This is a genomic window from Enterobacter sp. BNK-22 (genome assembly GCF_048684805.1).
In the GTDB taxonomy this organism is placed as follows: domain Bacteria; phylum Pseudomonadota; class Gammaproteobacteria; order Enterobacterales; family Enterobacteriaceae; genus Enterobacter; species Enterobacter quasiroggenkampii.
Genome location: NZ_JBLQTT010000001.1, coordinates 4,608,534 through 4,635,293, shown reverse-complemented (window position 1 = coordinate 4,635,293; position 26,760 = coordinate 4,608,534). Strand labels below are relative to the sequence as shown.

Below are 26,760 nucleotides of genomic sequence, written 5' to 3'. Positions count from 1 at the left end.
ACAACATAAGGAGTCGGCTATGAAAATCGTCATTATTGGTGCCAGCGGTACGGTCGGTCGTGCGGTAACGGAAGAGCTGAGTCGTCGCCACGAGGTCATCCGCGTCGGTCGCACGCAGGGCGACGAACAGGTGGATATCACCTCGCAGTCAAGCGTTCAGGCGCTGTTCGAGAAAATCGGCCAGGTGGATGCGATTGTGTCCGCCAGCGGTGGCCTCTACTTCGGCCCGCTCGCGACCATGAAAGACAGCGACTTTAACCAGGGACTGCAGGATAAGCTGCTGGGGCAGGTGCGCCTGGCGCTGATCGGCCAGCACTACTTGAATGAAGGCGGCTCGATTACGTTGATAAGCGGGGTCGTGGCACACGAGCCGATTGCGCAGGGCGTGAACGCCACCACGGTGAATGCCGCGCTGGAAGGGTTTGTTCGCGCCGCAGCCTGCGAACTGCCGCGCGGGATCCGCATCAACCTGATCAGCCCGACGGTGCTCACCGAATCGGTCGACACGTACGATGGCTTCTTCCCGGGCTTCGAAAGCGTGCCTGCCGCCACGGTGGCGCAAGCCTATCGTCGCAGCGTGGAAGGCGTGCAGACCGGGCGCGTATACAAGGTCGGCTACTGATCCTTGCGGGCGGCGATCAGCACCAGCATCGGGCGCTCCGCCTCCTCGGCCAGCGCGGGCCAGGCGTCAATCTGCGCCTGCGTTGGTCCCCACTCGTTGACATTGCTTATCGTTAATCCGGCCTTGATCAGCGCGTTAAGCGTGGTGCCCAGCGTGCGGTGGTATTTGATCACCCCGTCTGCCAGCCAGTTGCTGACACGCTGGCCTTCGTCCTGATAATGATTCACGCCCCAGAACCGCTCGCCGTTATCGTCGGTCAGCCAGCCCTGACGCGAGGCGCAGGTGTAAATCGGGTGTTCCATCGAAAAGACCAGGCTGCCGCCGGGCTTAAGCGCGCGCTGAGCCTCGGCAAATACCGTGTCCAGTTCCGGCAGATAGTGCAGCGCCAGCGAGCTGTAGACCAGATCGACGCTGTTTTCGTCGAGGCTGAGAGAGTCCAGATCGCTACGCTGATAGTGAATCAGTGGATCCGCGGTAAGCTCCGCTGCGCGGGCGAGCATCTTTTCTGAGATATCGATCCCCGTGACGTGAGCAGCACCCAGCTCGCGCGCGGCGCGGCAGAACCAGCCGTAGCCGCAGCCGAGATCGACAACCGATTTACCGGTTAAATCGGGCAGCAGGCTTTTCAGCGCGGGCCACTCCGGCGCGCCGTCCAGCCCCTGCACCGAACGCGGAAGCTGGGCGTAGCCTTCAAAAAACGCCGGGTTGTCGTAGATGTTTTGTGCCATGGCAGATCCCTCTTTAAGAATGTGCACAGCAGTATACTGCATTGTCGGGTGGCGGCTTCGCCTTACCCGACCTACAAAATCTCAGAACCGTAGGCCGGGTAAGCGCAGCGCCACCCGGCAACCCATTAGCCCACCGTACCCCAGACCAGATTTCCTTTATGGAACGTTGCGGTACGCGGGGAAATGCGCGCCACGGCTTCGGCGGAACAGGAGGCGTCCACCAGCACAAAGCTGGCGTCATCCTGCGCTTTCGGCCACACGCGTTCGCCTTTGTCGTTCAGCGGCAGCACGTCGCCGGTCGCAATTCCCAGCGCGCGGGAGAGCGTCTGCTCGTTCGGGCGGATGTAGAGCTGGGCATAAAGATTGGCTTTTTCCAGCATGTCCCCCAGACCGTACGGCGACCAGTGGTCGATCACGCTGTCGGTGCCGGTCATCACAAACACGCCATTGTCCCGCAACTGCTTCAGCGGCATATGCAGGGTGCCAATCGGCACGGTGGAGGCGATGGTTACCTGCTGCGCCGCCATGCGGGTGGCGATCTCATCCACCTGCTGTTCGTTGAGCGTCGCCAGCGCGAAGGCGTGGCTGATGGTGAGTTTCCCCTTCAGCGCCGGCGTTTTCTCCACGGTTTCGACCATGTAGTTCACCGCCGCCATGCCCGCCGGGCTGGTTTCGTGCAGGTGAATGTCCACCCCTTTGTCGTAGTCCAGCGCAATCTGGAACATCAGATCAAGAGATTTCTCCATCGCGCCGTCGACGTTGGTCGGGTCCAGCCCGCCCACGTAGTGCGCCCCGGCCTGCATCGCCTCGCGCATCAGCTTTTCAGAATTCGACAGCAGCAGCCCGTGCTGCGGGAAGGCGACGATTTCGCAGTCAAAACCAGGTTTGCGGCGCGCCAGGACCGCCTGCAAGTTTTCCAGGTTTTTCAGACCGGAAACCGGCTCAATGTTGCAATGGCTGCGGGCGATGGTGGAGCCTTTCGACTGGATCAGGTCGATCAGCTTTTCCGCACGCTCCTGGGTGTAGGGCTGCAGCTCAGGCAACAGCTTCTGTTCCAGGCGGATCATATCCTGAATCGTGGTGCCCGCCGGGCGGTTGAGCGATCGCCACGGGCCGCCGTAGAAGGTTTTATCCAGGTGGATGTGCATGTCGCGCATTGCCGGGAGCATCAGCTTGTTGCCCGCATCGTAGTGCGGCAGCGTGGCGTCGGCGTGGCGCTTATTGTCGCGCAGGGCGACGATCTTCCCGTCCTTGATCTCCAGCGTTTTCAGCTCGGTACGGGTGCTCGTCGCCACGCCGCCGTCGAAGTTAAACCCGGCTTCGAGCAGAACGTTGTCCAGATAGTAATGTTTCGCGGTGATATTCATAGGCTTACCGGTCTCGCAGAGTGGCTTTGCGGAGTCAGCAGCATACGCGACGGATCCGGTCGCGCCAAACAGCGCGCAGGCGGTCACCATTTTACCGCTCTGGCTGATAAACTCGCGGCGGCTTTTGTTTTCACTCATCTTATCTTCCTTCATTCACAATATGGGTACCGGTTTCCCCGCGCAGCGCGGCGGGCAGGCAGTCTGGCGAGGTGATGATCACCCGCTTGCCGCCGTGGTGTAAAAATTCCAGCGAGGCGACGATTTTGGGCAGCATGCTGCCCGCCGGGAAGTGACCTTCTTCCCTGTAGTGCGTCATCTCCGCTACGTTAACGGTGTCCAGCGCCTGCTGGTTTGGCTTGCCGAAGTTGACGCACACCTTTTCCACGCCGGTGGTAATCACCAGCACGTCGGCGCGGATCTCGCGCGCCAGCAGCGCGGTGGAGAGATCTTTATCAATCACCGCGTCAACGCTCTGGTAGTCGCCCTGCGCCGAACGCACCACGGGAATACCGCCGCCGCCCGCGCCGATCACCACAAAGCCTTTTTGCGTCAGGGTCTTGATCGCATCGGCCTCGACAATGCGCAACGGCTGCGGCGAGGCCACCACGCGACGATATCCCCGGCCCGAATCCTCAACAAAGTGCCAGTCCGGGTGCGCGCGCTGCAGTTCGTCGCGCTGCGCCTCGCTGAAGAACGCGCCGATCGGTTTCGTCGGGTGCGTAAAACCGGGATCGTTTTTATCCACTTCCACCTGCGTGACGACCGTAACCGCTTTTTGCTCCCCGCGCGCGGCCAGGCGGTTGTTCAGCGCCTGCTGGATCAGGTAGCCAATGCCGCCCTGGGTGTCCGCCACGCAGTTTGCCAGCGGCGTGAGGGGAAGCCCCTCCCGCTCGTGGGCAATTTCAGCCCGGCGCAGATCCAGCCCCACCTGAGGGCCGTTGCCGTGGGTAAGCACGATGTCATAATCGGAGGCCAGCATTTCGAGCACGGACTCTGCCACCGCTTTAACCGCCTGCGCCTGATGTTCAACCGACTGGCTGGCGTTGTCTTTGATAATGCTGTTGCCGCCAATGGCGACGACCATAAGCTCTTTCATACGTGCTCCTTCGCAACAGTACCCGGCTCAGCGCTCGCCGCTTCACGACTATCCAGCACATGCTTCACCACAAACATGCCGCCCATCATCAGATACGCGGTGACGAACATCAGCGAACTGCCTTCGGCAAAGCCCACGACCGGAGCGTGGATGACCCCAAACAGCGCCAGCAGCGCCCCGCCCGCCGCAGCCACGGCACCGCGCAGCGGTTTGTTGATGATGGCGAAAATGGCGATACAGCCCCACAGCATGCTGGCGAGCGGTGCCCCGTTCCCCAGATGGACTAATCCTTCGTAGTAGATCCCTTTGCTGTGCAGCACGTCGGTGCCGATTTTGGCGGCATTCGTGCCCGCCGCGCCCATCACGCTGTTCATCATGGTTAGCGCCCAGTTGGCGATCCACGGGAACAGGCAGATGAAGATCACGGGCACTTCCATCTTCGGCGTTTCCCTTACCACCTGATTGGCGGTGACCACGCCGATAAACACCAGAATCGGCACGATGGCAGTCATCGGAATGATGGCGAGCATAAACGCTCCCAGCCCGAACAGCGGCACGATGAACATGGTCACGCCGGAAGCCAGCGTGTAGCCGATGCTCGCGCCCATCGCTTTCCAGCCGGGATGGCCGACGTAGACCGTCACCGGGAACGGGTTGCCCATCAGGCAGCCGAGCATGGAGGCCAGACCGTTCGCCAGCATGACTTTACGCGTCGGGTATTCATCCCCCGCCGCGTGGGCGCTTTCGATGTTCTCCAGGTCAAAGATGTAGTTCGCCAGACCCAGCGGTACGGCAGAGGCAAGATACGGTAGCGCGTGCGGCAGCCCCTGCAGGAAACCTTCCACGTGCACCTGCGGCGGGTTAAAGCCGAAGGATGACATGGAGGCTTTGATCGCCTCCGGGCTCTGCAGGCCGGAGATCCACGCCAGGGCCGTGCCGGCAATCAGCAGCAGCAATCCGGTTGGGATGCGGGCAAAGATCGGCTTTTTACCGAACCAGTTGATGAAAATCAGCAGCAGCACGATAAACGACACGGTCGGCGCCTCGAACGCCTGCAGCATCGGGTTCATCGCCAGCAGCAGCAGACCCAAACCGGACAGGCACGACAGCAGCACGGTACGCGGGATCATCTTGCGGATGGTTTCCCCTAAAAACGAGCCACCCGCCAGGATCATCGCCTCCACGAAGCACCACACCAGGCCAATCTGGATAGCGAACTCCGCATCACCGGTCTGCTGATAGACCGGCATCAGCACCAGGAAGGTTACGGTAAAAATAGACGGCGCGCTGGGGCCGGACGGCAGCGCGGTGACGTCCGTGCGCCCGGTCTGGCGCGCCATCTGCATGCCAAACCAGGCGTAGCAAATACTCGCGGTCAGCACCGCCAGCCCGAAGGCTGGCGCAATGCGTCCATAAACAATCTCCTTCGGGATGCCGACGACAAAAATGAGCAACCCCATCATGGTCAGCAAATTGGTCAGGTTGTTGGTCATCAACCCGAAATACGCCGCCCAGTCACCTCTTTTCCACTCCAGTTTCATGTTTTTCATGGATGCATGCCTTATAAAAAGTAGCGATCGCGGAAGGTCAACAGCGCCTTTTCAAAACAGCTAAACGGCGGGTGAACGATGCCCGCCCCAATCATGCCGATGCCCGCATCTTTATGCGCAATAGCGGTGTTAATTACCGGCAGAATGCCGCTGCCGGCGACTCTGGTGATGTCGATGGCGGTCGGGATCCCCATAAACGAGAGCAACGGAATAGTGACGTTCGGGTTTTCGCCGAGGGTGATTTCGCGCATCTGACGGGAGAAGTCGATAGCTTCCTCCACCGTGCCGCCCACCAGCGCAACGATCGCCGGGGCCGTCGCCATCGCAAAGCCGCCGATGCCGTAGGTTTCGGTGATGGCGCTGTCGCCGATATCCAGCCCGGAGTCTTCCGGCTTATAGCCCGCGAACATCGGGCCGATCACCTGCTGCGCCGGGCCGGTGAACCACTGCCCCGGCAGGCCGGAAATGCGCAGGCCGAACTCGTAGCCGTTGCGCGCCATGGTGGTAACCACGGTGCTGTACTCAATGCCGTGGGCGGCGTCCAGGGCGGCTTTACACATCGCCATCCACGTCGGGCCGGAAAAGTAGTCGCTGCTGGCAACAAACTCGAATACCTCGCGCTGCTGCTCAACCGGATAGCCCGCCTGGATCAGCCCCGGCGTCAGCGCCTGGATCAGCAGCGTGGTGCCCGCATTGTTGCGGTTGTGGCACTCATCGCCCATGTGCAGCGCCTGGGCCAGCATCAGGCGCAGGTCGATTTCGCCGATAATCTTCATCGCGTCGCGCAGCATCGGGCCGAGCACGTCCCGCATCCAGTTCAGGCGGTCGATGACGCTCTGGTCGTTGGCCCCCATGCGCAGGATCTTCGCCATCTGCTCGCTGAGGTTGGTGAAGGCGCGGTTGCCGTAGGTTTTGTTCTCAACAATGTGCATAAACATCGACGCAGAGGTGACGCCCGCCATGGAGCCCACGCAGTCATGCTCGTGGCACGGCGAGAAGGTGATCTCGCCGGAGGCAGCAAGCCGTGCCGCGTCGTCCAGATCTTTCGCCAGCCCTTCAAACACCAGCGCACCGGTGACCGCGCCTTTCATCGCGCCACACATGTTTTCCCAGGAGACAGGCGGACCAGCGTGCAGAATGGTGGTGCGGGTCATCCCCGGCACGACGTTAATCGCCTGGTCATAGCCCACCAGCACCGGATGGGACTGAATAATGCGCTCAAGGGCGATTTGGTTGGCGGCGGCGATCTTCTCCGCCAGCGGTTTTTCCGCCAGCTGGTCGAGCGCTTCAACAACCTGCATATTGCCCTGCCCCGGCGGCGTCCAGTCGAGTTGGGTCACGGGAACGTGCTGCTTTTTAAGATCGTCGCTGAACATCGCGATACCCACGTTAATGACGTTCAGCGGCTGGTTAAATAAGGTGGTCATTATGCGTTCTCCCCTTTGCAGACAAATTCGCGTGCCAGTAATCCGGTATTGGTGCTGCTGCTGGCCCAGATGACGCCTGCGTCGGTCAGCATCTGGCACTGCTGTGCCAGCGACTGCGGATCCTGATCGGTGCCGAGCACGTACCCGAGGATCTCAAGCGGACGGTTATCGGCCTTCGCGATGGCCTGCGCCTCTTTGATCGCGTCGATCATCACCCCCACCGGATCCTCGTGCGCGCCGAAGCCCAGCACAAAGTCCATCACGATGACGCCCACTTCCGGATCGCGCGCCTCCTGCAGCAGGCGGCTGATGCGGTTGGTCGGGTCGATCATCGGATGCGGCTTGCCGTTGGTGAAATCGTCGTCGCCAAAGTCGAGGAAGGTGTGGGCTTTACTGACGCTGACGTCCGGCAGGCGTTTAGCGGGATCCGGCTGGATATTGCTGTACACGTCGTCGAACTTCTCCAGCGCGGCAAACATCGCTTCGTCGCACAGGGTGCCGCCGCAGAACAGGCCGCGAATGTACTTCTGCTGCGGGGTCAGGCGGGCGCGCACCTCTTCAATCAATGGCCAGTTGAGCGGGTGCAGATCAAGGGACTCTTTTTTGATGCCGGTGAGCAGAACGGCCTTCAGCGCCGCCTCTTTGGTGCCGCGCGCGAACTGCAGTCCGTCCTCATCGGCGGGCGGTTCATTGCGCCCGAGGAAGCAAACAATCACCGGCTTGCGGCAGGCTCTGGCGCGGGCCAGTACCTTTTCTGCCACGGCAGGAGCCGCTGGTTTGGAGATCAGCGCGATAACCTGGGTGCCCTCGTCGGCTTCCAGCATGTCGATAGCGTCGAGCATCATCAGGCCGCCAATTTTCTCGCTGAGATCGCGCCCGCCGGTGCCAATCAGCTGCGACACGCCGCCGCCGAATTCATGGATGCGCACGCTCAGCTCCTGGCTGCCGGTGCCGGATGCGCCGACAATGCCAATCGAGCCGCGGCGCACCGCGTTGGCGAAGCACAGTCCCGCGCCGTTGATGATGGCGGTGCCGCAGTCCGGCCCCATCATCAGCAGTCCTTTCTGGTGCGCCAGCTGCTTCAGCGCCAGCTCGTCGTCGAGCGAGACGTTATCGGAGAAGAGCATTACGTTGAGATCGTTTTCCAGCGCCTGACGCGCCTCGCGGGCGGCGAAGGTGCCATTGACGGAGATCACCGCAAGGTTGCTCTCCGGGCGATGGGTTTTAGCGCTGGCAATCGTCGCGTAGCGCGCTTCATGAGAGCCCGCGCTCTCTTTACGCGTGAACAGCGCTTCAATAGCGGCCAGCGTTTCATCATTCGCCGCGTCACCTTTAATGACGATCATCAGGTCGCCGTTTTTCGCCTCATTTAATTCCGGCGTTAACAGCCCGAGGTTTTTTAATACGCCCTTATTCATTTCCGTTGCCATGGCGACAAAGGCCTGTTCAACGCCCGGCAATTTATTGGCTTTCGTGGAAACGGACATTAATGACACGGAGTCAAAATAGGTGTTCTTTTTAATCACGATTTTCGTTGGCATTATTTGCACCTGTTCGCGGATAAAAGGGGGCCGCCGTCGTGCACAATACACGTCGGTAAAAAATGCTTTATTTAATTAGCGGCCAGCCGGAACGGGCTGACCGATCGTTTTACGCGCCCGCCGCCAGCAGCAGGTCGGCAATCTCAGTGAAGCCTTTCTCCCGCGCCAGTTCGAGCGGGGTTTTGCCGTATTTGTCGGTCATATGCGGGTTCGCGCCGTGATCCAGCAGCAGCTTCACGATCGCCTGCTGCTTTGCGCCGCCGTCGTTTAACACGATGGCTTCCAGCAGCGGCGTCCAGCCGACAAAGTTGGTGTGGTTAACGTTGATATCGGTTTTTTCCAGCAGCTCGCGCACGATCTCCACGTGCCCTTTTTCACTGGCAGGCGTAATGCCCACGCCGCCAAAACGCGTCAGGCGGTCGAGATCCGGATTCGCGGGTAATACCAGCCGCAGGAGGGTTAAATCATTGGTCAGGCAGCTAATGAGGAAAGGGTTAAAGCAGGTCTGATCCTGTTTATCAATATCTGCCCCGGCGGCAATTAAAAATTCTACGCAGGAATAGTGTTTTTTCAGGCTGGCAATCGTAACGGCGGTTCTTTTCTGGCGGTTAGTGGCGTTAATATCCACGCCTTTCTCCAGACAGGCTTTTAGCGCATCGCTATTGCCCTCTTCTGCCGCCAGCAGAAATTCGGTAACCAGTTCAGTTGCAGACATATTCAGACTCCCGATGTTTTTCTTTCTGTTGACCTGAGAATAGCAACAGCCTGGTCATAAAAGAATCCGCTTAAAAATGATTCATCGACAGTCAATTCATTGTTGAGTTAAATTCAACAGTTCGGTCAAAACGTGCGTCTGTGCAACCTTTTTCTTATGTTTAACCGCTTTTTAGCGCGTCAAAACGCATTATGCTTATGTCTGATAAAGCCTTATGCACCAGGGCTTTCGGCAACGCGTCAGAACTGTGATCGGCTTCAAATGCGTTGTAACAGCGTTGTTAAAATATGTTCAAAACTGATGTTTGACGGAGCCGTGATATGAATTCCATCTTTACCGAAGAGAACCTGCTGGCCTTCACCACCGCCGCCCGCTTTGGCAGCTTCAGCAAAGCCGCCGCCGAACTGGGCGTCACCACCTCCGCCATCAGCTACACCATTAAGCGCATGGAGACCGGGCTGGACGTGGTGCTGTTCGTGCGTAACACGCGCAGCATTGAGCTGACCGAGTCCGGCTTTTACTTTTACCGCAAAGCCACCGACCTGCTTAACGACTTTCACGCCATCAAGCGCGGGATTGATACCATCTCACAGGGCATCGAGGCGCGGGTGCGCATCTGTATCAACCAGCTGTTGTATACGCCGCGCCATACCGCGCGGCTGCTGCAGGTGCTGAAAAAGCAGTTTCCCACCTGCCAGATCACCGTCACCACCGAGGTCTATAACGGCGTGTGGGATTCCATCATCAACAACCAGGCCAATATCGCCATTGGCGCACCGGACACGCTGCTCGACGGCGGCGGAATTGACTACACCGAGATCGGCGCCATTCGCTGGGTGTTTGCCATCGCGCCGGCGCACCCGCTGGCGTTTGTTCCGGAACCGATAGCGGAAAGCCAGCTGCGCCTGTACCCCAACATCATGGTGGAAGATACCGCGCACACCATTAACAAGAAAGTGGGCTGGCTGCTACACGGACAGGAGGCGATTCTGGTGCCGGACTTTAATACCAAATGCCAGTGTCAGATTCTGGGCGAAGGGATAGGTTTTTTACCGGAGTATATGGCGCGGGAAGCGGTGGAAGACGGGCTGCTGGTGACGCGGCGTATCAATAACCCGCGTCAGGATTCTCGCATGCTGCTCGCCACGCAGCATGCCGCGACCGGCCAGGTCACGCGCTGGATCAAACAGCAGTTTGGCCCCCAGGGCGTGCTGACCGGGATCTACAGCGACTTACTCTGGCGTGCTTAGCTCTTACTCTGAACCCAGAAAGCGTGGATAAGACCCGGGATGTAGCCCAGCAGCGTCAGAATAATGTTGATAATAAACGCCCAGCCGAAACCTTTGCCCAACAGCACGCCCAGCGGCGGCAACAGGATGGTAAAAACAATACGCCAAAAACCCATATCAAAACTCCGTGCAAGCTAATCCATTGAAAATAATAAAGAGAACTATCTCTAAGCATAGCCAGTTTACCTGTCTGCGCCAGTTCTCTCCCCCGCGTTTACCCTCTTTTACGCTTTTGACGCTGGCGTAATGCGCACAATTACTTTAGCATTAACTTAATTAAGCAAATACTAAACTATCATGACCGAACTCGAACAGCTTCAGGCCAGCGCAGAGCAGGCGGCAAACCTTTTAAAAGCGATGAGCAATCCGCGTCGCCTGCTGATCCTCTGCACGCTGTGCGGCGCCCCCGGCACCAGCGCGGGGAACTGGCCCGCGCGACGGGGCTGAGCCCTTCCGCCACGTCGCAGCATCTGGCGCGCATGCGTGAGGAAGGTCTGATTGACAGTACCCGCGAGGCGCAGCGCATTCGCTATTTCATTAAAAACGATGCGGTGCATCAGCTCATCAGCACCCTGAAAACCCTTTATTGCCCGTAAGGAGCCGCCATGTCACTTCCCCTTATTTCGCCGCGCGAGGCCAGCGCCCGCATCGCTGAAGGTGCAAAGCTGATTGATATTCGTGATGCCGACGAGTACGCCCGCGAGCATATTCCCGCCGCGCAGTCCATGCCGCTGGATACCTTACCCGGTGGACTTAAAACGCACGCGGGCGAAACGGTGATTTTTCACTGCCAGTCTGGCGCCCGCACCTCAGGCAATGCCGATCGCCTTGCGCAGGCCGCCGCCCCCGCTCAGGCACTGGTGGTCGAAGGGGGCATTCAGGGCTGGAAGCAGGCGGGTCTGCAGACTGTCGAAGACAAAACCCAGCCGCTGCCGCTGATGCGTCAGGTGCAAATTGCCGCCGGGCTGCTCATTCTCTGCGGCGTGGTGCTGGGCTATAGCGTCTCCGACGGCTTTTTCCTGCTCAGCGGCTTCGTAGGAGCCGGGCTGCTGTTCGCCGGTGTGACCGGTTTTTGCGGCATGGCGAGGCTGCTCAAGGTGATGCCCTGGAACCGTCGTACCTCATAAGCAGTAATCGCTGAAATACGCTGTACCCGCCGTCATACGTGGGCTAAGGTGAAGATCGCTAAAACGATGAGGAGGTAATATGTTTTCTGTCGGTGATTATGTACAACCGCGTAAAGGCGGCCCGAAGCTGAAAGTGCTTGAAGTGAACGGTGAAAGCGTTGTGGCGGTACAGGCCAGCAATGAGCAAGGCGAGAAATATACCCTGAAAGCGGCCGATCTGGCGCCGTATACTGAAGACGGTGATTTCGGCGTCTGCTGAAAAAATGCCGGGCGGCGTGTTCCGCCCGGTTTACCTGTTTAGATTAGAAAATCTTCCAGTGATTTGCCGTTTGCCAGCGCGCTGGCAATAGGCTTCGGCGTGCGGCCCTGGCCGGTCCACGTTTTCTCTTCACCGTTCTGGTCAATAAAGCGATATTTGGCATCACGCGGCTTGCGCTTTTTCACTGGCTTACCCGCCTGCCCCAGTTCAGAGCCCAGCAGATCGGTCGGTGAAATACCATCGGCTTTCATTCGTTCCAGCAGGGCATTAATTTTCTCCTGCTGTTCAGCCCGCTGCTGCTCTAATTCCGCCAGCTCACTACGTTTCTCTTCAGCAACGACCCTGACCTTTTCCAGCATTTCCTCAAGAACGTCCAGGGATAATTCGCGTGCCATGGCGCGCAGAGTTCGGATATTATTAAGATTCTGTAACGTCAAAGACATATTATTTGAAAACCTTCTCTTTAGGGTAAATAGATAAATCACCGACAGAATAATTCATTTCCGCTGAAATATCTACCCGCGGGCGTCCCGGCCAATGGCGTAAATATGTTTTACTGCCACCCTTAATATTATCTTATAACGCCAGTGGGATACGCATGGATTCAATCACCCCATCAATATAAATGGTCATCCTTAATCAAAATTTCAGCATCCTGCGCTGTCCAAAAGCGGGTTGACGCCCTCGTCAGTGCGAAGAGATACAACCCTATGATTTACATTAACAAATCATCACACGAGACACATTATAACGAAGCGAACAAAAAACCATCAATTTTAGAGAATTTTGTGGACAAAACGCGTTTAAATAAAAATTAATCACTAGTTGTTAGTTCAAACATAGAGATATACGCTATACACGTCAAACAAACCAACCTAAAGCACTAATCGCTTAGGGAAAATCGTTTCTTTTGTGTTCTTCTCAAGGAGTTCAGACATGTTCTCACCGCAATCACGCCTTCGCCATGCAGTGGCGGATACTTTCGCGATGGTTGTCTACTGTTCCGTTGTGAACATGCTGATCGAAATATTCCTCTCCGGAATGACCTTCGAGCAGTCACTTTCTTCTCGTCTGGTGGCGATCCCGGTCAATATTATTATTGCATGGCCTTACGGCTTATACCGCGATGCCGTCATGCGTTTCGCACGTCGTATCAGCCCCGCAGGCTGGGTGAAAAACCTGGCGGACGTTCTGGCCTATGTGACGTTCCAGTCGCCGGTTTATGTGGCTATTCTGCTGACGGTTGGCGCGGACTGGCACCAGATCGCTGCGGCGGTCAGTTCGAATATTGTAATTTCAATGCTGATGGGGGCGGTGTATGGCTATTTCCTCGACTACTGTCGCCGCCTGTTTAAGGTCAGCCAGTACAGCCAGGCAAAAGCGTGATGTGAAGCGACTGGCGCACGCCAGTCGCAAATTTACTGTACGTCGCCAAACAGTCCCTTCAAAAACCGTTCCAGCGCCATACGCGAGCTGAAACCATGCGGAATACCATAATGCTCATGCGTCTCTCCGCCTAAATAGAGCGGAAATTGCTGATAGTGATCGCAGGTTTTAATATCCGAGGCAGGCTCAGCAAATGACAGGCTTCTGTCTTTAAGCGTGGGGTGAATAATGAGAGCGGTACGTCCCATTCTTGCTTCACGATTAACGTAAACATAATTCTCGCCACGGCGATATCCATACGCTTTTGGCGTCACCTCATCCATGGTGAATCCCTCTTTTTCAAGAACGCGCGCCACCTCATCAGGTCGTAAATACATATCTTTTCCTCGTTATCTTTTCCTGCCCGGCAACCTTACAGTATTCAGCATTAGCAGGGCTTTCAGAATAGTCCATAAACTGCCGGATAACGCGTGATGCGCTTCAGATATTAAATTTCTGAACTAAACTGAACGGGAACGCAAAATTACGGAGGATCGTATGTTTAACAGACCGAACCGAAACGATATTAATGACGATGCGCAGGATATTCGTAATGATGTCAGCCAATTAGCGGACACGCTGGAAGAGGTGCTGAAATCCTGGGGAAGTGACGCGAAGGACGAAGCGGATGCCGCAAAACGTAAGGCTCAGTCTCTGCTCCGTGAAACCCGCGCGCGCTTAAACGGCCGCACGCGTACGACACAGGCTGCCTGCGATGCGGTCAGCTGCGCAACGACCTTCGTGCGCGAGAAGCCGCTCTGTACGCTCGGCACGGTAGCGGCAGTCGGTATCTTTGTGGGCGCTCTGCTTAGCCTGCGCAAATAACCCGCTCACGCACCGTTATCTGCCCCGGTGGTCAGTGGCTGCCGGGGCTTTTCTTTGCCTTCTCGGCTTTAAAACCCGTATAGCCTGCCCTGCCCCGCTGAGCTCATCATCGTGACAACATCAATCTGAATTTCCCATATCTTGTATGGTTGAAACTTAAGACAACTACATCTAGTATTCCTTTTAGCAAGACACACACAACCTGACGCGATGATTCGCGCCGTTCTCTCATTTTAAATGGAAATACGAATCATGAGCATTATTATTTACACTCGTAACGATTGTGTTCAGTGCCACGCGACCAAACGGGCGATGGAAAGCCGCGGCGTGGCGTTTGAGATGGTGAATATTGACCAGCAGCCCGAGGCCGCCGATACCCTTCGCGCGCAGGGTTTCCGTCAGCTTCCGGTGGTGGTGGCCGGGGAGACCAGCTGGTCTGGCTTCCGCCCGGACATGATCAACCGCATCGCCGCGCAGGCCACACGGGCATGAGCAGACTGGTGTTCTTCTCCAGCAGCTCGGAAAACACGCTCCGTTTTATTGAGCGCGTCGGGCTGCCTGCGGTGCGCATTCCGCTTAACGAGCGGGAGCGGATCCGGGTAGAGGAACCTTACATTCTGGTGGTGCCCAGCTATGGCGGAGGCGGCACGGCGGGCGCAGTGCCTCGCCAGGTGATCCGCTTTCTGAACGATCCTCATAACCGGGAGCTGATCCGCGGCGTCATTGCGGCGGGGAATCGCAATTTCGGCGACGCCTTTGGCCGCGCCGGAGATGTCATCTCTCAAAAATGCGGCGTGCCGTATCTCTATCGCTTTGAGCTGATGGGGACGCAGCAGGACGTCGAAAACGTGCGTAAAGGAGTGAACGAATTTTGGCAACGACAACCGCAGAACGGGTAATACAGGCGACGCCGGATTACCACGCATTAAACGCGATGCTTAACCTCTACGACCGGGAGGGACGCATTCAGTTTGATAAAGACCGTGAGGCGGTGGACGCCTTTTTTGCCGCCCACGTGCGGCCCAACAGCGTGACCTTTACGAGCCAGGATGAACGTCTCGACTACCTGGTTAACGAGGGTTACTACGACGCGCGCGTCCTCACCCGCTACGAACGCGCCTTCGTCGTGAAGCTGTTTGAACGCGCCCACGCCAGCGGCTTTCGTTTCCAGACGTTCCTTGGCGCGTGGAAGTTCTACACCAGCTACACCCTGAAAAGCTTTGACGGTAAGCGCTACTTAGAAAGCTTTGAAGATCGCGTGGTGATGGTCGCGCTGACCCTGGCGCAGGGCGATGAAGCGCTGGCGCAACAGCTCACCGACGAGATCCTCTCCGGCCGCTTCCAGCCCGCCACGCCCACCTTTCTCAACTGCGGCAAAGCCCAGCGCGGTGAGCTGGTCTCCTGCTTCCTGCTACGTATCGAAGATAATATGGAGTCGATTGGTCGCGCGGTGAACTCGGCGCTGCAGCTTTCCAAACGCGGCGGCGGCGTGGCATTTTTGCTCTCTAACCTGCGCGAAGCGGGCGCGCCGATCAAGCGCATCGAAAACCAGTCCTCCGGCGTGATCCCGGTGATGAAGATGCTGGAGGATGCGTTCTCCTATGCTAACCAGCTTGGCGCGCGCCAGGGCGCGGGAGCGGTCTACCTGCACGCGCACCATCCGGACATTCTGCGTTTTCTCGATACCAAGCGCGAAAACGCCGACGAAAAAATCCGTATCAAAACCCTGTCGCTTGGCGTGGTGATCCCGGATATCACCTTTAAACTGGCCAAAGAGAATGCCGAGATGGCGCTCTTCTCGCCGTATGACGTTGAACGAATCTATGGCAAAGCCTTTGGCGACGTGGCCATCAGCGAACTTTATGACGTGCTGGTAGCCGACGAGCGCATTCGCAAAAAATATATCAACGCCCGCGATTTCTTCCAGACGCTTGCCGAAATTCAGTTTGAGTCCGGCTATCCGTACATCATGTACGAAGATACGGTAAACCGCGCGAACCCGATTGCCGGGCGCATCAACATGAGCAACCTGTGCTCGGAGATTTTGCAGGTCAACAGCGCGTCCGGCTATGACGAGAATCTGGACTATGCGGAGATCGGCAAAGACATCTCCTGCAACCTCGGGTCGCTGAATATCGCCCACACCATGGATTCACCCGACTTTGGCCGCACGATAGAAACCGCCATTCGCGGGCTGACGGCGGTGTCGGACATGAGCCACATCCGCAGTGTGCCGTCCATCGAGGCGGGCAACGCTGCGTCGCACGCTATCGGGCTGGGGCAGATGAACCTCCACGGCTATCTGGCGCGGGAGGGCATCGCCTACGGCAGTCCGGAAGGGCTGGACTTCACCAACCTCTATTTTTACACCGTCACCTGGCACGCACTGCATACCTCGATGATGCTGGCGCGCGAGCGCAACCAGCGTTTCGCGGGCTTTGAGCAATCCCGCTACGCCAGCGGAGCGTATTTTAGCCCGTATCTTGAAGGCGACTGGCAGCCGAAAACCGAAAAAGTACGCGAACTGTTTGCTCGCGCCGGAATTGTGTTGCCGACGCGCGCGATGTGGCAGCAGTTGCGTGATGACGTGATGCGCTACGGCATCTACAACCAGAACCTGCAGGCCGTACCGCCAACCGGTTCGATCTCCTACATCAATCACGCCACGTCGAGCATTCACCCGATCGTGTCGAAAATTGAAATTCGTAAAGAAGGCAAAACCGGACGCGTTTACTACCCTGCCCCGTTTATGACCAATGAGAACCTGGCTTTGTACCAGGACGCGTATGAGATCGGCCCGGAAAAAATCATCGATACCTACGCCGAGGCGACGAAACACGTGGATCAGGGACTCTCGCTTACGCTGTTCTTCCCGGATACCGCCACCACGCGGGACATCAACAAAGCGCAGATCTACGCCTGGAAGAAAGGTATCAAGACGCTCTACTACATTCGCCTGCGCCAGCTTGCGCTGGAAGGCACCGAAATTGAAGGCTGCGTGTCCTGCGCGCTGTAAGGAGAAAGGATGAAACTGTCACGCGTGAGTGCCGTTAACTGGAACAAAATCCAGGACGATAAAGACCTGGAGGTATGGAACCGCCTGACCAGCAACTTCTGGCTGCCGGAAAAGGTCCCGCTCTCCAACGATATTCCGGCCTGGCAAACCCTGAGCCACGCCGAGCAGCAGCTGACGATCCGCGTCTTTACCGGCCTGACGCTGCTCGACACCATTCAAAATACCGTCGGCGCACCGGCTCTGATGAGTGACGCGCTGACGCCACACGAAGAGGCGGTGATGTCGAATATCAGCTTTATGGAGGCGGTGCACGCCCGCTCCTACAGTTCGATTTTCTCCACGCTGTGCCAGACCAAAGACGTGGACGCGGCCTACGCATGGAGTGAAGCGAGCGAGTCACTACAGAGAAAGGCGGAGCTGGTACTGACGTATTATCGGGCCGACAAGCCGCTGAAGAAGAAGATCGCCAGCGTGTTTCTGGAATCCTTCCTCTTCTATTCTGGCTTCTGGCTGCCCATGTACTGGTCGAGCCGGGGCAAGCTCACCAACACCGCCGATTTGATTCGCCTCATCATTCGTGATGAAGCGGTGCACGGGTATTACATTGGCTATAAGTATCAGAAAGGCCTGGAAAAGGTCAGCGACGCGGAGCGAGAGGAGCTCAAAGGGTTTGCGCTTGATTTGCTGATGGATCTGTACGACAACGAGCTGAGCTATACCGAGAACTCTACGCTGGTACCGGCTGGGAGGAAGACGTGAAGGCCTTCCTCTGCTACAACGCCAACAAGGCGCTGATGAACCTGGGTTACGAGGCGCTTTTCCCACCGGAGATGGCGGAGGTGAACCCGGCGATTCTGTCCGCGCTGTCGCCCAACGCCGACGAAAACCACGATTTCTTCTCCGGGTCGGGTTCATCGTACGTGATGGGCAAAGCGGTGGAAACTGAGGATGAAGACTGGGATTTTTAACGAACGTTAACGTTCGTTAATTTAATATAAACCCAACAATTTCCTCTCTAATATTTACAAAGCAACTACACTGTCATTTCTGCGTCATATTCGCCTGAATCACCCGATTCAGGCGAAATTCTCCTGCGCCACAGTAAAAAATTGAGAAAAATTCAGATCATGCTCAGCCCTTTACTCATGGGAAATACAGCCGTTTCGCTTCCCTGAAAATTCACGTCATAAGCAAACCCAGGGTTGTCTCAGATTCTCAGTATGTTAGGGTTATGCCCGTTAACAATTTACCATGGTAATCATATCGACATAAACAAATAACAGGACACTCTCTATTGCATGGCAATTAAATTAGAAGTGAAAAATCTTTATAAAGTATTTGGCGAGCATCCGCAGCGCGCATTCAAATATATTGAGAAAGGCCTTTCGAAAGAGCAAATTCTGGAAAAAACCGGGCTATCACTTGGCGTTAAAGACGCCAGTCTGGCCATTGAAGAAGGCGAGATTTTTGTCATCATGGGATTATCCGGTTCGGGTAAATCCACTATGGTTCGCCTTCTCAATCGCCTGATTGAACCCACCCGCGGACAGGTACTGATTGACGGCGTGGATATCGCCAGAATATCAGACGCCGAGCTTCGCGAGGTGCGCAGAAAGAAGATTGCGATGGTATTCCAGTCATTCGCGCTGATGCCGCACATGACGGTACTGGATAATACCGCCTTTGGCATGGAATTAGCCGGCACGCCTGCGCAGGAACGTCAGGAAAAAGCCCTTGATGCCCTGCGCCAGGTAGGGCTGGAAAATTATGCGCATGCGTACCCGGATGAACTTTCCGGCGGTATGCGTCAGCGCGTGGGATTAGCCCGCGCATTAGCCATTAATCCAGACATTTTATTAATGGACGAAGCTTTCTCCGCCCTCGATCCGTTAATTCGCACCGAGATGCAGGATGAGCTGGTAAAATTACAGGCGAAACATCAGCGAACCATTGTCTTTATTTCCCACGATTTGGATGAAGCCATGCGTATTGGCGACCGTATTGCCATTATGCAAAACGGTGAAGTGGTGCAGGTCGGCACGCCGGATGAAATACTGAATAATCCGGCGAATGATTATGTCCGCACCTTCTTCCGCGGCGTGGATATTAGCCAGGTCTTTAGCGCCAAAGATATTGCCCGTCGAACGCCAAACGGCATTATTCGTAAAACCCCAGGCTTCGGCCCGCGCTCGGCGCTTAAGCTGCTGCAGGACGAAGACCGTGAATACGGTTATCTGGTTGAACGCGGCAATAAATTTGTCGGCGTTGTCTCCATCGACTCTCTGAAAACCGCGCTCAGCGAAAACCAGGGGATCGATGCGGCGTTGATTGACGCTCCGCTTGCCGTGGACGCCGAAACGCCGCTCAGCGAGTTGCTCTCTCACGTAGGGCAGGCGCCGTGCGCCGTGCCGGTCGTGGGTGAGGAACAACAGTACGTCGGCATCATCTCAAAACGGATGCTGCTGCAGGCTTTAGATCGCGAGGGGGCAAACAATGGCTGACCAAACTAACCCGTGGGGTACCACTGAAGCGGCGGATAACGCTGCACAATCCGCCGACGCGTGGGGTTCCACGCCAGCACCCGCCGACGGCGGCGGCGCGGCAGACTGGCTGAACAGCGCCCCCGCGCCTGCGCCAGAACACTTCAACATCATGGACCCGTTCCATAAAACGCTGATCCCGCTGGACAGTTGGGTCACGGAGGGGATCGACTGGGTGGTGACGCACTTCCGCCCGGTGTTCCAGGGGATCCGCATCCCGGTGGATTACATCCTGAACGGCTTCCAGCAGCTGATGCTGGGCATGCCGGCACCGGTGGCGATTATCCTGTTCTCCCTGATCGCCTGGCAGTTTGGCAGCGCCGGCATGGGTGTCGCCACGCTGATTTCGCTGATTGCCATCGGCGCGATTGGGGCCTGGTCGCAGGCGATGATCACCCTGGCGCTGGTGCTGACCGCCCTGCTCTTTTGCATTGTCATCGGCCTGCCGATGGGGATCTGGCTGGCGCGCAGCCCGCGGGCAGCGAAGATTATCCGTCCGCTGCTGGATGCAATGCAGACCACCCCGGCGTTCGTCTATCTGGTGCCGATTGTGATGCTGTTCGGCATCGGCAACGTGCCGGGCGTGGTGGTCACCATTATCTTCGCCCTGCCGCCGATTATTCGTCTGACCATTCTCGGGATCAACCAGGTGCCTGCGGACCTGATCGAAGCGTCACGCTCGTTCGGTGCCAGCCCACGCCAGATGCTGTTTAAGGTTCAGCTCCCGCTGGCCATGCCAACCATCATGGCGGGCGTTAACCAGACGCTGATGCTGGCCCTGTCGATGGTGGTGATTGCCTCGATGATCGCCGTTGGCGGTCTCGGTCAGATGGTGCTGCGCGGCATTGGCCGTCTCGACATGGGGCTGGCCACCGTCGGCGGCGTCGGGATCGTGATCCTCGCCATTATTCTTGACCGCCTGACCCAGGCCGTCGGTCGTGATTCACGCAGTCGCGGCAACCGTCGCTGGTATTCCACCGGCCCTGTCGGGTTACTCACCCGCCCCTTTAGAAAATAAGGAACAACGATGCGACATAACGTCCTTTTTGCCACAGCGTTTGCCACCCTTGTCTCCACCAGCACGTTCGCGGCTAATCTGCCGGGCAAAGGCATTACCGTGCAGCCGGTGCAGAGCACCATTTCGGAAGAGAGCTTCCAGACCCTGATCGTCAGCCGCGCGCTGGAAAAACTCGGCTACACGGTTAACACGCCGAGCGAAGTGGATTACAACGTGGGCTATACCTCGATTGCCTCCGGTGACGCCACCTTCACCGCCGTGAACTGGCAGCCGCTGCACGACGACATGTATGCCGCCGCCGGTGGCGACAAGAAATTCTACCGTGAAGGTACCTTTGTTACCGGCGCGGCGCAGGGATATCTGATCGACAAAAAAACAGCCGACCAGTACCACATCACCAATATCGAACAGCTGAAAGATCCGAAGATCGCCAAACTGTTCGACACCAACGGTGACGGCAAGGCCGACATGATGGGCTGCTCGCCGGGCTGGGGCTGCGAAGCGGTGATTAACCACCAGAACAAGGCGTTCGATCTGGCGAAAACGGTCGACGTGAGCCACGGCAACTATTCTGCGATGATGGCCGACACCATTGCCCGCTTCAAAGAGGGTAAACCGGTGATTTACTACACCTGGACGCCATACTGGGTGAGCGACGTGCTGAAGCCGGGGAAAGACGTGGTGTGGCTGCAGGTGCCGTTCTCCTCCCTGCCGGGCGAGCAGAAAGATATCGACACCAAACTGCCGAACGGCATGAACTACGGCTTCCCGGTGAACACCATGCATATCGTGGCGAACAAAGCCTGGGCCGAGAAAAACCCGGCCGCGGCGAAGCTGTTCTCGGTGATGAAGCTGCCGCTGGCGGACATCAACGCCCAGAACGCGATGATGCACGCGGGTAAATCGTCTGAGGCAGATGTCAAAGGCCACGTCGACGGCTGGATCAAAGCCCACCAGCAGCAGTTTGACGGCTGGGTGAAAGAGGCGCTTGAGGCGCAGAAGTAAAAAACAAAACCCTACCCCTCACCCCTGTACATCCCAAAGGGAAGAGGGTGAGGGCTAACCGCACAAACACACACAACAATCCCCCAACATTCATAATCATTCGCTATTATGGTTTCTGGAAAAATAATCACTTAACTAACGATTCCTGAAACTAATGACAAAAACAGCTCAAGGGCTTAGCCCCGCACTCATTCTTTTAATGTCCGTGGCCACGGGTCTGGCCGTCGCCAGCAACTATTACGCGCAACCTCTTCTCGACACCATCGCCCGCGCGTTTGACCTTTCCGCCAGTTCAGCAGGCTTTATTGTCACCGCAGCCCAGCTCGGTTATGCCGCCGGGCTGCTGTTCCTGGTGCCGCTCGGCGATATGTTTGAACGCCGAATGCTGATCGTCTCCATGACCCTGCTGGCCGCCGGTGGGATGCTGATCACCGCCAGCAGCCAGTCGCTGACGATGATGATTATCGGTACCGCGCTGACGGGGTTGTTCTCCGTAGTAGCGCAAATTCTGGTCCCGCTCGCAGCGACCCTCGCCTCCCCGGAAAAACGCGGCAAGGTGGTGGGCACCATCATGAGCGGCCTGCTGCTGGGGATTTTGCTGGCGCGTACCGTTGCCGGGCTGCTGGCAAGCCTCGGCGGCTGGCGCACCGTATACTGGGTGGCGAGCGTGCTGATGGTCGTCATGGCGCTGGCACTGTGGCGCGGGCTGCCAAAAGTGAAGCAGGAAAATCACCTGAACTACCCGCAGCTGCTGGCCTCCGTTTTCAGCCTGTTCACCCAGGATAAACTTCTGCGCACCCGCGCCCTGCTGGGCTGCTTCACCTTCGCCAACTTCAGCATTCTGTGGACGTCGATGGCGTTTCTGCTGGCCGCGCCGCCGTTCAATTATTCCGAAGGGGTGATTGGCCTGTTCGGTCTGGCCGGTGCCGCAGGCGCACTGGGCGCACGTCCCGCAGGCGGGCTGGCCGACAAGGGCAAATCCCATCTGACCACCTCCGCGGGGCTGGTATTACTCCTGCTCTCCTGGGCGGCAATCTGGTATGGGCACGTCTCGGTGCTGGCGCTGATCGTCGGTATCCTGGTGCTCGATCTCACCGTGCAGGGCGTTCACATCACCAATCAGACCGTCATCTATCGCGTGAAGCCAGAGGCGCGTAACCGCCTGACGGCCGGGTACATGACCAGCTACTTCATTGGCGGCGCGGCGGGCTCGCTCATTTCCGCCTCGGCGTGGCAGCATGCCGGCTGGTCAGGGGTATGTGCGATCGGCGCCATCGTCGCCACGCTTAACCTGCTAGTATGGTGGCGCGGCTACCATCGTCAGGATGCAATTCATTAAGTTTTACATTGCGTTGGCCTCTTAGGGTGTTAAGAGGCCCTTCACTCTGTTAATGTAAACGTAATCATTTATCCCAGAAATTTTAATGTGGGTGACATATTTACAATTGGCATGAATAGTTCAGACCCCCGTCCTCACATCCTCTCTTCAGCGGGTTCACACCCTACGCTTTCTGTGCTCACCGGGTCACGGACTTACCCGGCGCTTTCTGATGGTGACATTAATTTGGCGGATATAACCGCACAAATAATTCATTTACATTATTTGTCACTATCGTTACTATATCGGCTGTAATTAATGAGGTTATGCCCAAATGGATAGTTCGTTTACGCCCATTGAACAAATGCTTAAATTCCGCGCCAGTCGCCATGAGGACTTCCCGTACCAGGAAATCCTGCTGACTCGCCTGTGCATGCACATGCAGGGTAAGCTACTGGAAAACCGTAATAAAATGCTGAAAGCTCAAGGGATTAACGAGACATTGTTTATGGCGTTGATCACGCTGGAGTCTCAGGAAAACCACAGCATTCAGCCTTCCGAGCTGAGCTGCGCGCTGGGCTCCTCCCGTACCAATGCGACCCGAATTGCCGATGAGCTCGAAAAGCGTGGCTGGATTGAGCGCCGTGAAAGCGACAACGATCGCCGCTGCCTGCATCTGCAACTGACCGATAAAGGTCACCAGTTCCTGCGCGAGGTGCTGCCACCTCAGCACAATTGCCTGCACAAACTCTGGTCCGCACTCAGCACCGCCGAGCGTGACCAGCTTGAGCACATCACTCGCAAGCTGCTCACCCGTCTGGACCAGATGGATGAAGACGGCGCCGTTCTTGAGGCGCTGCGCTAACGCGACGACACGCTCACCATTCCAGATTCATAAGAAAACCGACAGGCCAGCACGTCACACTGCTGGCCTTTCTGACAACAGGTCGGCTCAGCCGATGTGAAAATAAGAAGATCGTGGAGAACAACAATGAGCGCAAATGCGGAGAGCACTACCCCGCAGCAACCGGCCAACAAGAAAGGCAAACGTAAGAGCGCCCTTCTTCTGTTGACCTTGCTCTTTATCATTATTGCCGTGGCATATGGGATCTATTGGTTTTTAGTACTGCGTCATGCTGAAGAGACTGACGACGCGTACGTGGCAGGGAACCAGGTACAAATTATGGCGCAGGTGTCGGGCAGCGTGACGAAAGTCTGGGCTGACAATACCGACTTTGTGCAAAAAGGCGATGTGTTGGTGACTCTCGATCCAACCGACGCCCAGCAGGCGTTTGAAAAAGCACAGACCGCGCTGGCCTCCAGCGTCCGTCAGACCCGCCAGCTGATGATCAACAGCAAGCAGCTGCAGGCCAACATCGACGTGCAGAAAACCGCACTCGCACAGGCGCAGAGCGATCTGAACCGCCGCGTGCCGCTCGGCACCGCCAACCTGATTGGCCGTGAAGAGCTGCAGCACGCCCGCGACGCCGTCGCCAGCGCTCAGGCACAGCTGGATGTGGCCATTCAACAGTACAACGCCAACCAGGCGATGGTGCTGGGCACCAGCCTGGAAAACCAGCCCGCCGTTCAGCAGGCGGCGACCGAAGTGCGCAACGCGTGGCTTGCCCTGCAGCGTACTAAAATCGTCAGCCCAATGACCGGCTATGTCTCCCGTCGTTCCGTTCAGCCAGGGGCGCAGATTAGCCCGACCACGCCGCTGATGGCGGTTGTGCCGGCAGACAACCTGTGGGTCGACGCCAACTTTAAAGAGACGCAGCTTGCGCATATGCGTATCGGCCAGACCGCGACGGTTGTCAGCGACATCTATGGCGATGACGTGAAGTACACCGGGAAAGTGGTGGGTCTGGATATGGGGACCGGCAGCGCCTTCTCCCTGCTGCCTGCGCAGAACGCCACCGGTAACTGGATCAAAGTCGTACAGCGTCTGCCCGTGCGTATCGAACTGGATGCCAAACAGCTGGCGGATCACCCGCTGCGTATCGGCCTGTCAACGCTGGTGACGGTTGACACCGCTAACCGCGATGGTCAGATCCTGGCAAGCCAGGTGCGTAGCAGCCCGGCTTATGAAAGTAACGCCCGTGAAATTAGCCTCGATCCGGTCAACAAGCTGATCGATGACATCGTGAAGGCAAACGCCGGTTAATCCGAAGGTGAGCGTTATGCAACAGCAAAAGCCGCAAAAACCGCTGGAAGGCGCGCAGCTGGTCATTATGACCATTGCGCTGTCGCTGGCGACATTCATGCAGGTGCTGGACTCCACCATCGCAAACGTGGCGATCCCAACCATCGCCGGTAACCTTGGCTCGTCGCTGAGCCAGGGGACCTGGGTCATTACCTCGTTTGGGGTGGCAAACGCCATCTCCATTCCGATCACCGGCTGGCTGGCAAAGCGCGTCGGTGAGGTGAAGCTGTTCCTCTGGTCCACCGTGGCGTTTGTACTGGCCTCGTGGGCGTGCGGCATGTCCAGCAGCCTGACGATGCTGATTTTCTTCCGCGTCATTCAGGGGATTGTCGCGGGGCCGCTGATCCCGCTTTCCCAGAGTTTGCTGCTGAGCAACTACCCTCCCGCAAAACGTTCCGTCGCGCTGGCGCTCTGGTCGATGACCGTTATCGTCGCGCCTATCTGCGGACCGATTCTGGGCGGGTACATCAGCGATAACTACCACTGGGGCTGGATCTTCTTCATCAACGTACCGATTGGCGCCGTCGTGGTATTGATGACGCTGCAGTCGCTGCGGGGACGAGAGACGCGCACCGAACAACGGCGTATCGACAGCATCGGGCTGGCGCTGCTGATCCTGGGTATCGGCAGTCTGCAGATCATGCTCGACCGCGGTAAAGAGCTCGACTGGTTCAACTCGCAGGAAATTATCATCCTGACCATTGTCGCGGTGGTGTCGATCAGCTTCCTGATCGTCTGGGAGCTGACGGACGACAACCCGATAGTCGATCTCTCGCTGTTTAAGTCGCGAAACTTCACCATCGGCTGCCTGTGTATCAGCCTCGCCTATATGCTCTACTTCGGCGCGATTGTTTTGCTGCCGCAGCTGTTGCAGGAGGTGTATGGCTATACCGCCACCTGGGCGGGTCTGGCGTCGGCACCCGTTGGGGTGATCCCGGTCCTGCTGTCACCGATAATTGGCCGCTTCGCCCATAAGCTCGACATGCGTCGGCTGGTGACGTTCAGCTTCATCATGTATGCGGTGTGCTTCTACTGGCGTGCGTATACCTTTGAGCCGGGAATGGACTTTGGCGCCTCGGCGTGGCCGCAGTTCATTCAGGGCTTCGCGGTGGCGTGCTTCTTTATGCCGCTGACCACCATCACGCTCTCTGGCTTACCGCCCGAGCGTCTGGCGGCCGCGTCGAGCCTGTCGAACTTCACCCGTACGCTGGCGGGCTCCATCGGTACGTCGATCACCACCACCCTGTGGACGAACCGCGAATCGATGCACCACGCGCAGCTGACCGAAGCGGTGAACCCGTACAACCCGAATGCTCAGCAGATGTATAGCCAGCTTCAGGGGATCGGAATGACGGAGCAGCAGGCGTCCGGCTGGATTGCCCAGCAGATCACCAACCAGGGGCTGATTATCTCGGCCAACGAGATTTTCTGGATATCGGCAGGGATCTTTATCGTCCTGCTGGGGCTGGTGTGGTTTGCCAGACCGCCGTTTGGTGCCGGTGGCGGCGGTGGCGGCGCGCACTAGTTCTGTGCGACGGTTGCCCGGTGGCGCTACGCTTACCGGGCCTACGAACGTAGGCCGGATAAGGCGTAGCCGCCATCCGGCAAAAAACCGCACTGTGTCCAGAACGCGACAGCCATTGTCAGTTCCGATAAAGCAGCGCGCCTGAAATCGATTCACGATAGTGA

Annotated in this window: 26 protein-coding genes and 2 pseudogenes; 18 read left to right on the top strand and 10 right to left on the bottom strand. The window is 57.4% G+C overall.

Annotation, left to right across the window (positions count from 1 at the left end):
* Positions 1 to 19: 19 nt before the first annotated feature.
* Positions 20 to 622 (top strand): short chain dehydrogenase, encoded by a 603-nt coding sequence (locus ACMGGE_RS21930; protein WP_251894921.1) that lies wholly within the window; start codon positions 20 to 22, stop codon positions 620 to 622.
* On the opposite strand, the gene ACMGGE_RS21925 is transcribed toward ACMGGE_RS21930, so the two are convergent.
* From ACMGGE_RS21925 to ACMGGE_RS21895, 7 genes are all read right to left on the bottom strand, one after another.
* A complete protein-coding gene (locus ACMGGE_RS21925) occupies positions 616 to 1,350 on the bottom strand; it encodes a class I SAM-dependent methyltransferase (RefSeq protein ID WP_069720366.1) in 735 nt (244 codons plus the stop codon). The two genes, ACMGGE_RS21930 and ACMGGE_RS21925, sit on opposite strands and share 7 nt — an antisense overlap.
* Positions 1,351 to 1,475: 125 nt before the next feature.
* A complete protein-coding gene (locus tag ACMGGE_RS21920; protein WP_420294148.1) occupies positions 1,476 to 2,855 on the bottom strand; it encodes an amidohydrolase family protein in 1,380 nt (459 codons plus the stop codon).
* A 1-nt stretch (position 2,856) separates the two neighbouring features.
* Positions 2,857 to 3,813 carry a carbamate kinase family protein gene (locus ACMGGE_RS21915; protein WP_420294147.1) on the bottom strand — a complete coding sequence of 319 codons (957 nt, stop codon included), beginning with the start codon at positions 3,811 to 3,813 and terminating at the stop codon, positions 2,857 to 2,859.
* Positions 3,810 to 5,363, bottom strand: a complete 1,554-nt coding sequence (locus tag ACMGGE_RS21910) for a xanthine permease (protein WP_420294146.1) — start codon at positions 5,361 to 5,363, stop codon at positions 3,810 to 3,812. The genes ACMGGE_RS21915 and ACMGGE_RS21910 overlap by 4 nt, the downstream gene beginning before the upstream one ends.
* Positions 5,364 to 5,374: 11 nt before the next feature.
* Entirely contained in the window at positions 5,375 to 6,790 is a 1,416-nt protein-coding gene (locus ACMGGE_RS21905) for a DUF1116 domain-containing protein (protein ID WP_048226633.1), read from the bottom strand.
* On the bottom strand, positions 6,790 to 8,331 hold the full coding sequence (gene fdrA / locus ACMGGE_RS21900) for an acyl-CoA synthetase FdrA (protein WP_262822420.1): 1,542 nt from the start codon (positions 8,329 to 8,331) through the stop codon (positions 6,790 to 6,792). The genes ACMGGE_RS21905 and fdrA overlap by 1 nt, the downstream gene beginning before the upstream one ends.
* A 109-nt stretch (positions 8,332 to 8,440) precedes the next feature.
* Complete coding sequence (locus ACMGGE_RS21895; protein WP_111967733.1) at positions 8,441 to 9,046, bottom strand: ankyrin repeat domain-containing protein; 606 nt, start codon at positions 9,044 to 9,046, stop codon at positions 8,441 to 8,443.
* 320 nt (positions 9,047 to 9,366) lie between these two features.
* Here ACMGGE_RS21895 and ACMGGE_RS21890 point away from each other — a divergent pair, with 320 nt between their 5' ends.
* On the top strand, positions 9,367 to 10,296 hold the full coding sequence (locus tag ACMGGE_RS21890) for a LysR substrate-binding domain-containing protein (RefSeq protein ID WP_045909292.1): 930 nt from the start codon (positions 9,367 to 9,369) through the stop codon (positions 10,294 to 10,296).
* On the opposite strand, the gene ACMGGE_RS21885 is transcribed toward ACMGGE_RS21890, so the two are convergent.
* Entirely contained in the window at positions 10,293 to 10,451 is a 159-nt protein-coding gene (locus ACMGGE_RS21885) for a YqaE/Pmp3 family membrane protein (RefSeq protein ID WP_045909293.1), read from the bottom strand. The two genes, ACMGGE_RS21890 and ACMGGE_RS21885, sit on opposite strands and share 4 nt — an antisense overlap.
* A 181-nt stretch (positions 10,452 to 10,632) precedes the next feature.
* Here ACMGGE_RS21885 and ACMGGE_RS21880 point away from each other — a divergent pair.
* From ACMGGE_RS21880 to ACMGGE_RS21870, 3 genes and pseudogenes are all read left to right on the top strand, one after another.
* A pseudogene (locus tag ACMGGE_RS21880) lies at positions 10,633 to 10,931 on the top strand (ArsR/SmtB family transcription factor).
* A gap of 9 nt (positions 10,932 to 10,940) precedes the next feature.
* A complete protein-coding gene (locus ACMGGE_RS21875; RefSeq protein WP_234084990.1) occupies positions 10,941 to 11,462 on the top strand; it encodes a rhodanese family protein in 522 nt (173 codons plus the stop codon).
* 79 nt (positions 11,463 to 11,541) lie between these two features.
* Complete coding sequence (locus tag ACMGGE_RS21870; protein ID WP_045909296.1) at positions 11,542 to 11,721, top strand: hypothetical protein; 180 nt, start codon at positions 11,542 to 11,544, stop codon at positions 11,719 to 11,721.
* Positions 11,722 to 11,759: 38 nt separating this feature from the next.
* Here ACMGGE_RS21870 and stpA read toward each other — a convergent pair whose 3' ends face one another.
* On the bottom strand, positions 11,760 to 12,164 hold the full coding sequence (gene stpA, locus ACMGGE_RS21865) for a DNA-binding protein StpA (protein ID WP_048029252.1): 405 nt from the start codon (positions 12,162 to 12,164) through the stop codon (positions 11,760 to 11,762).
* Positions 12,165 to 12,657: 493 nt separating this feature from the next.
* Between stpA and alaE the strand changes: the two genes are divergently transcribed.
* Positions 12,658 to 13,107 (top strand): L-alanine exporter AlaE, encoded by a 450-nt coding sequence (gene alaE / locus ACMGGE_RS21860; protein ID WP_023617655.1) that lies wholly within the window; start codon positions 12,658 to 12,660, stop codon positions 13,105 to 13,107.
* A 32-nt stretch (positions 13,108 to 13,139) separates the two neighbouring features.
* On the opposite strand, the gene ACMGGE_RS21855 is transcribed toward alaE, so the two are convergent.
* Positions 13,140 to 13,484, bottom strand: coding sequence for a DUF2002 family protein (locus ACMGGE_RS21855; RefSeq protein WP_008502568.1), 345 nt, complete (start codon positions 13,482 to 13,484; stop codon positions 13,140 to 13,142).
* Positions 13,485 to 13,644: 160 nt separating this feature from the next.
* On the opposite strand from ACMGGE_RS21855, the gene ACMGGE_RS21850 reads away from it, so the two are divergent.
* From ACMGGE_RS21850 to emrB, 12 genes and pseudogenes are all read left to right on the top strand, one after another.
* Complete coding sequence (locus tag ACMGGE_RS21850; RefSeq protein WP_008502569.1) at positions 13,645 to 13,971, top strand: DUF883 domain-containing protein; 327 nt, start codon at positions 13,645 to 13,647, stop codon at positions 13,969 to 13,971.
* Positions 13,972 to 14,223: 252 nt separating this feature from the next.
* Positions 14,224 to 14,463 (top strand): glutaredoxin-like protein NrdH, encoded by a 240-nt coding sequence (gene nrdH / locus ACMGGE_RS21845; RefSeq protein WP_196346650.1) that lies wholly within the window; start codon positions 14,224 to 14,226, stop codon positions 14,461 to 14,463.
* Complete coding sequence (gene nrdI, locus ACMGGE_RS21840; protein WP_024907682.1) at positions 14,460 to 14,870, top strand: class Ib ribonucleoside-diphosphate reductase assembly flavoprotein NrdI; 411 nt, start codon at positions 14,460 to 14,462, stop codon at positions 14,868 to 14,870. The genes nrdH and nrdI overlap by 4 nt, the downstream gene beginning before the upstream one ends.
* On the top strand, positions 14,843 to 16,987 hold the full coding sequence (gene nrdE / locus ACMGGE_RS21835) for a class 1b ribonucleoside-diphosphate reductase subunit alpha (protein ID WP_196365363.1): 2,145 nt from the start codon (positions 14,843 to 14,845) through the stop codon (positions 16,985 to 16,987). Before nrdI ends, nrdE begins: the two co-directional genes overlap by 28 nt.
* Positions 16,988 to 16,996: 9 nt before the next feature.
* Positions 16,997 to 17,955 (top strand): annotated as a pseudogene (nrdF, locus tag ACMGGE_RS21830) (class 1b ribonucleoside-diphosphate reductase subunit beta).
* Between the two features lie 330 nt (positions 17,956 to 18,285).
* Entirely contained in the window at positions 18,286 to 19,488 is a 1,203-nt protein-coding gene (gene proV, locus ACMGGE_RS21825) for a glycine betaine/L-proline ABC transporter ATP-binding protein ProV (RefSeq protein ID WP_008502574.1), read from the top strand.
* Positions 19,481 to 20,545, top strand: coding sequence for a glycine betaine/L-proline ABC transporter permease ProW (proW, locus tag ACMGGE_RS21820; RefSeq protein WP_008502575.1), 1,065 nt, complete (start codon positions 19,481 to 19,483; stop codon positions 20,543 to 20,545). The genes proV and proW overlap by 8 nt, the downstream gene beginning before the upstream one ends.
* Before the next feature lie 9 nt (positions 20,546 to 20,554).
* On the top strand, positions 20,555 to 21,550 hold the full coding sequence (gene proX, locus ACMGGE_RS21815; protein WP_420294145.1) for a glycine betaine/L-proline ABC transporter substrate-binding protein ProX: 996 nt from the start codon (positions 20,555 to 20,557) through the stop codon (positions 21,548 to 21,550).
* A gap of 154 nt (positions 21,551 to 21,704) precedes the next feature.
* A complete protein-coding gene (locus ACMGGE_RS21810; protein WP_111967739.1) occupies positions 21,705 to 22,889 on the top strand; it encodes an MFS transporter in 1,185 nt (394 codons plus the stop codon).
* A gap of 313 nt (positions 22,890 to 23,202) precedes the next feature.
* Entirely contained in the window at positions 23,203 to 23,733 is a 531-nt protein-coding gene (gene mprA, locus ACMGGE_RS21805) for a transcriptional repressor MprA (RefSeq protein ID WP_023308933.1), read from the top strand.
* Positions 23,734 to 23,859: 126 nt separating this feature from the next.
* The gene (gene emrA, locus ACMGGE_RS21800; RefSeq protein WP_045909303.1) at positions 23,860 to 25,032 is read left to right on the top strand and encodes a multidrug efflux MFS transporter periplasmic adaptor subunit EmrA; all 1,173 of its coding nucleotides are present in this window, start codon (positions 23,860 to 23,862) and stop codon (positions 25,030 to 25,032) included.
* A 16-nt stretch (positions 25,033 to 25,048) separates the two neighbouring features.
* Positions 25,049 to 26,596, top strand: a complete 1,548-nt coding sequence (gene emrB / locus ACMGGE_RS21795) for a multidrug efflux MFS transporter permease subunit EmrB (RefSeq protein ID WP_420294144.1) — start codon at positions 25,049 to 25,051, stop codon at positions 26,594 to 26,596.
* The last annotated feature ends 164 nt before the right edge of the window (positions 26,597 to 26,760 follow it).